The 5,986-nt window shown below is 57.9% G+C and carries 4 protein-coding genes and 1 pseudogene; 2 read left to right on the forward strand and 3 right to left on the reverse strand.

The genetic code is table 11. The features are described from left to right. Positions 1-275: 275 nt before the first annotated feature. A pseudogene (locus D6B98_RS39215) lies at positions 276-1,116 on the reverse strand (IS110 family RNA-guided transposase); the annotation flags it as partial. Positions 1,117-1,236: 120 nt separating this feature from the next. Between D6B98_RS39215 and D6B98_RS39220 the strand changes: the two are divergent. Next, positions 1,237-1,752, forward strand: a complete 516-nt coding sequence (locus D6B98_RS39220; protein WP_164719162.1) for an IS110 family transposase — start codon at positions 1,237-1,239, stop codon at positions 1,750-1,752. Between the two features lie 1,511 nt (positions 1,753-3,263). Further along, positions 3,264-3,467 (forward strand): cold-shock protein, encoded by a 204-nt coding sequence (locus tag D6B98_RS39235; RefSeq protein WP_126262210.1) that lies wholly within the window; start codon positions 3,264-3,266, stop codon positions 3,465-3,467. Positions 3,468-4,016: 549 nt separating this feature from the next. Here D6B98_RS39235 and D6B98_RS39245 read toward each other — a convergent pair. After that, a complete protein-coding gene (locus D6B98_RS39245; protein ID WP_126262211.1) occupies positions 4,017-4,307 on the reverse strand; it encodes a DUF3892 domain-containing protein in 291 nt (96 codons plus the stop codon). 790 nt (positions 4,308-5,097) lie between these two features. Beyond that, positions 5,098-5,382 carry a hypothetical protein gene (locus tag D6B98_RS39255; RefSeq protein ID WP_126262213.1) on the reverse strand — a complete coding sequence of 95 codons (285 nt, stop codon included), beginning with the start codon at positions 5,380-5,382 and terminating at the stop codon, positions 5,098-5,100. Positions 5,383-5,986: the final 604 nt, after the last annotated feature.

Here is a 5,986-nt window from a genome sequence, read left to right on the forward strand (position 1 = left end):
TCTGCTGCGCCTTCCTGTTCGCCGGCGCCTGGTCATCCCGTCAACAGACCTCATGATCAACGTTCTTCACGGTCGACGGGTTAATGTCGTAGCTGGGGTCATGGTCCTTTCCGAGGGCGCGAGCGCCTCATGATGATGTCCAGATCGGGCGCCTCAACGTTTGCAGCGGAGTGCGGGCGAACCGCCAGCAGCCGATTGACCGAGGTCACCACGACCACCGTCCCAGCGGGACATCGCCAGTCCGGCGGACCGGACCAGGAACTTGCGAGCAAATATCAGATTGGCTTCGGCGGGCCCCGCTCGAACGATGTGCCAGCGACCCAGATGCAGTGGAGGATTACGGCGATCTTTCGGGCGATGGCGACCTTTGCCTTCTTCATGCCGATCCGCTTGGCGAGCTTCATGCCCCAGGCCTTTAGGGAAGAACTTTTTGGTTCGATAAAGAAGGACAGTGGCGGCCTCGAACAAGTAAGTTCGGAGAAGCCGGTTGCCCCATCGAGATATCTTTCCGTTGGTGTCGGTTTCGCCGGATTGGCTGCGCCTCGGCGTAAGGCCTAGGTAGGCGCCGACCGTCGAAGCCGATCGGAAGCGCGAGGGGTCATCGATCGTGTGGCGGAACGTTAGGGCCGTCACGACACCGACCCCCGGGACCGTCATCAGGCGACGCGTCGTCTCGTCCAGCTTTGCCAACCGGCGGACCTCGTTGTCGAGCTTACCTTGTTGTTGACAAACGTTCTCATGGATCGAGAGCAGCGGCGATATCACGCTGAGAAGCAAATGATCGACGCCCAAGAGTTCGCTGACCTGGTTGCGGAACTGTTGGCCGATCGCGCGAGGGAATAGCAATCCACATTCCTTGATCAAGCTGCGAACCTGGTTCTCGATGTCTCGGCGCATGGACACTAGCCGAGATCTGGCGACAAGGATCGCTCGGATCTTCTGGCTTTCCTCACTTTTGACTTTGACCTCTCGATACCCTCCAACCCGCACCAGTTCGGCAAGGCCTCGCGCATCATTCCGATCGCTCTTGTTCATTCGGACCGACAAAGCTGCGTGCGCATGCCGAGCGTCGATGCAGACCACCGGAAGCTCAACCCTGCGGAGTTCATACCATAGGCCTTGCTCCAAGCATCGAGGAGAGACGACCATGGACCATTATGCCGGAATCGACGTGTCATTGGAATGCTCCAGCGTGTGTGTTGTCGATGCGAACGGCAAGATTGTCGGGAGGTGAAGGTGGCCAACGAACCGGAGGCGCTGATCGACCGGTTCCGTTCGTTCGGGTTCGATCTCGCCAGGATCAGGCTGGAGGCAGGGCCGCTGTCGCAGTGGCTCTACGCGGCGATGAAGCAGGCTGGTCTTGGGGTTGAGCTTCTGGAGACGCGTCACATGCGAGATGCCTACAAGGCGATGCCGGTGAAGTCGGACCACAACGACGCCCGCAACATCGCGCAGTTGATGCGGCTCGGCTGCTTCCGGCCGGTGCATTGCAAGTCGATGAGCGCGCAGGAGACGCGGGCAATGCTGACCGCGCGCAAGCTGATCCAGAGCAAGCTGCAGGACGTCGAGAACAGCTTGCGGGGGATCTTGCGAGGCTTCGGGTTGAAGGTCGGCAAGACGACGAAGCGCGGCTTTGCGGCACGGATCAACGAGCTGGTCATCCGGCTCTGGACGCCATCGCCGCAGCGACGCTTGCGGTTCACACAGTGCTGCTTCGCGAGTTCAACGGCTTCGGCAAGCGGGTGCGGGTGATGTCCCTGCTGGATGCCAAGGCCAAGCTGTTGATGTCGACCCCAGCCGTGGGACCAATCATCTCGCTGACTATGCGAGCCACATCTAACATGGATTATGAGCTTGCCGCTTTTTCCTGGTCTGCTGTAGAATCTTCTTCGTGTGAGGATTTCGAGGGAGTAGCTTCCTTTCAGCTCTACATTTCGCAGATTCATTTGAAGGTTTCTGTGGGGACATTGCGATGGCTAAGTCTTCCGTTTCCCGTGACGCCTTTCGAGGCTTGTTCGCTTTTTATGCGGTCAAGGCCCACCATGATCATAACGCTGTCGCCGAAGGCCGACTCCTCAAACTATTTGGATCGAGCGACCATATTCCCGACCGGCTGTTGGAGTTGTGGTCATCACGAACCGAGCTGATTGGCCCTGAGGCCGTTGGCAACATAGTGTCACTACTCGCTCATCAGATCCTGGAGGGCGGCGCACAAAATAATCACGCCAGCGACTTCCTTCATCCTTCATCGACTGCTGCGAGAGTTGGACCGAGACGTTCATTAACCGCGATTGCGAGAAAGTTGGGGTTGACCGGACATCAGTCGGTCGGCCGCGCAATGAGTGCCCGCGTTAGTTGGCGGCGAGACTGCCCCTCAATTTAGGAGCGGTCACCTGGATTTTCATTCGATGTTACGCCTCGAAAAACGGCGACGAGCCGATCTCCTTCCCAAAGCTCAACGTCGTGCTCCCCGCACATTTGCTCGGCTCGACATCTCGCAGTCTGCTCGTCGATGCAGTCGAGCTTCGCGGCGCAGATCACTCGCCGCCTGCTGTCCACTACAAACACTCTGTACCGCATGATGGCTGTCCCATCCGAAAGGAGGCTGTCATCGTAATCGAGTGTTTGTGTAAGGCAGCGCCAAAGTAAGTGCAGGCGCGCGGAAGGTTTGTACGTGTGGCAATTCGGCTATACCAGCGCCTGTAATTCTTCCATTTTAATGGCGTAGCCTGCTCAACCACACCAGTAATGCGGAGTGGCTGCGGAGAAGCCCGATACGCTCGCTTGGAAGGATAACCATAGACGTAGGTTGGCAGCTCCTTTTTCGATATGCTTGTCCGAAGAAAGTCCAGCCAATCCATGACCTAGCCTACTAATTGCCAGCCCGGTGCACGCCCGACGGCCGTCGTTCGCCGAACGACACAAGTTCATGCCTTGTGGTGATCAGCACTCCTGGAAACTGCTAATCTGCAGTCCGTGCTGCGTTTTCTTCGCTTATGCTAGCCGTACGGCTTATGCGTAAGAAGCCAGACGCCAGTGGACATTAGTACAGCCGTGCCCGCGGAGAATTCCAGCAAACGCTCCTATGAGGACCCGACGTGGCCGACGCATCGATCCAGCTCAACCCGTTGAACCTATCGGTATCCCGCGAGGACCTCGATCATGACGAGATCGCCGAGGGTGCCAGACGCAAAGCCTGGCGCCAGCCATTCTTTGTCGGAATTCGCGCACTAGTTTTCGTTTTTCAAAAATGGAGAAGTTAAGTGGCTATGGGAACAGTAAAGTGGTTCCACCCGACAAAGGGATATGGATTTATTCAACCTGACAACGGCGGCAAGGATGTGTTCGTCCATATCTCGGCAGTCGAGAAAGCTGGCTTCACCTCTCTCGCCGAGGGCGCCAAAGTCAGCTTCGACGTCGTTTCAAATCGCGGTAAAGAATCGGCGGAAAATCTACGAGTCGGGTGATGCGCCCAGCATCCGTGGGTTCGCGGCGTTTTCATCGGCCGAGTCCGAGAACGCCGCGTCGAGTTTGAACCTGTCCCAAATGGCGCGCGCCTCGACCCGATAGGGCGAGGCATGCGGGCGTCCAAGACCATTTTGTCGAACTTGGTGGTCCTAGCCGATGTAGCGGGCGGACTCGCGGCGTCCAATGTCCGGCGTCGCCCGTGCGTCGCTGCATAAAAGCCCTTGCTCGAATGGAGCGTGACCGACCGATTCTGGTGGGTGCCAGACAGGCTTTTCGCCGATACAACTTGGTGGCACCCTGTGGGCTAGGCTCTCCCGCGGTGGGCGACCGCGGTCAGTTTTGCTACCAGATGGAAGGCTGGCCGTGTTGAAGTTAGCGGTGCGTTGCAGGGACAGCGCAGCCCCGTGTATCCGTGGGGCTTTTTGGCGCCGAGCCACGCTGCCGCTAACTTCTCCGGCAGCGCGGGCGCGATAGGGACAGCATCCGATCCATCCCAGCTGACCGGCGCCGAGTTGCCACCGCGCTGTTTACGTTCACTGAGACAAAGATCATCCGGGGCACTCGGCTAGAAGCGGGAGAACATTGTCTGGTTGAACGTCGTCGGCCGTCGTCTTGATGTATTTGTGCCCGTTGTGCGTGGCCCAAACCACACCAACCCTGCGTCCATTTTCTTCGACATAGAACTCCCATTCGCCGCTCTCGATATCTTTGACAACCTGGTCGATGGATCGCTTCCACGGCTTTCCATCGGGGTTTACTCCGCCGACATGTGTTATTCTTTCGTGAGGATTCTTTCTGTCCGTCTTGTTGGCGTAACGAATGCGTGCGCGTTTGGCCATTTGAGTCTCTCCCAAATTGCAAGCCTGAGGCACTAGCTTAGACCGGGGCAGTCAATTCGACCGGCCGCCAATTCAGGTAGGTGCTTCCAGTCCTTCTCAGCGATACTCCTTGATCGCGCCCTTGAGAATCTGAGCCTCTCAGGAGCGAAGGTGGCCAGCCTCAGTCTTCGAGGACGGGCTGGCCACCGAAGTTAGCGGCTCAAATCCATAGGGCAGTACGGGCCAACCGATGCACGTATTCCAGCGGCACATCACGTCCCTGCGGTCGCAAGCGCTCGCGGTGCTTGCAGCCAATCAGGCTCGGGCGGCCGATCCGTCTCTGAATCTATCAGATCGCCAAGTTGCAACATTTAATGCGGAGGAGGCTCAGGCAATGGTAGACATACTTGATTGCATGAAACCCAATCTCGGGCCGAAGGAGGCACGGAAGATCGCTGCACGCATACGCGATCTTCTAGGGGGATCGCGTGAGTGCCAACCGGTTCGGGTGGGATGCCTGTGAGACTTTCGCAAGCGCGGTGCGCCCGCGATGCTTGCGGTGTGAGATTGATCAATCACTGGCTACGACCAGTTCTGGTAGTTGTGCTAGGGCGTTCGCCGAACGATACATCCGCCGGTCAGCTTCTTCTTGAGGCTCACCGTGGTGAAGTTAGCTGTGCGTAGCAAGGACAGCGCTCATCGGTCCACTTTAAAGCGCCGGGCCACGTGCCGCTAACTTCTACTATGGGTCCGAATGAACGGGGATGATCGACGGGACAAACCATCGCCAGTATTTGGACCGGGCTTTTGGTCAGCCGGGGGAGGCCGCATCGAGCGATCCGCTGGGGAGACGGGCGGGCCTCTCAACAGGCTCAGCAACGCGATGACGGAGCAGCAACGCGTGGCATCCGGCGGCGTTAGCTTCGGTTGCGACGCCGCTTCCACCGCGGCTCCCTGCGGTGTCCGCCAATTCGATTGCTTCTTTAATCTTAGACCCCACCGGATCATCCTCAAGGTCGGCCCAGATGTCAGACTCGCGCTTTTCCCAAAAGGAATAATCGCGCTGGCGGGGAGAGCCTACGGCGTTCATCAGCATCCCGGCTGCCTCATGCAAGAGCTGAAACCCCTGAATGACTGGGTGTGTTGGAATAGCCCCGGTAGCTGGCTATGAAGTGGAGTTACGAAACATGCGACGGGTTAGCCGAGATCATTGTCGTGCCGGGAGGATGCGCTCTCCTGTTTGATGGCCAGGTTTTAGGTGAGCACATCTCGCCAGTCATAGCGGCAGAAGAATTAGCGAGCGGGAGATGCCATTGGCCCTGGGCTGGAGATCCCGCGAAGATGGATATCCCGACAGACTTGTCCCAGTGGCAAAGCGTCCCTTAGTTGCCACCTCTTCAAACTGCACGACGACCAAGTCGAAGGCCCTACGCATAGATGCAGAGATGATGCGGAGATAGTTCTTCTGAGGGAGAGGCTCCGCCTGGCACTCGCTCAGAAGCCACCCCCAGCGCGTGTGCCTGCGTGACCCACTAGTTTCGGCAGTTTATCTCACGCGCACGGTCGCATTATCAAACCAACGCGGCTGGCTGCGGAGTCGGGAATGCACTCTAGTTTGCTAACCTAGTACCCACTATCCTTGGATCGTGAGTCGTGATTCAAGATATGGATGATCCCCGAAGCAAGAGAAGTCCACCTTT

The organism is Bradyrhizobium sp. LVM 105, assembly GCF_003957705.1.
Lineage (GTDB): Bacteria > Pseudomonadota > Alphaproteobacteria > Rhizobiales > Xanthobacteraceae > Bradyrhizobium > Bradyrhizobium frederickii.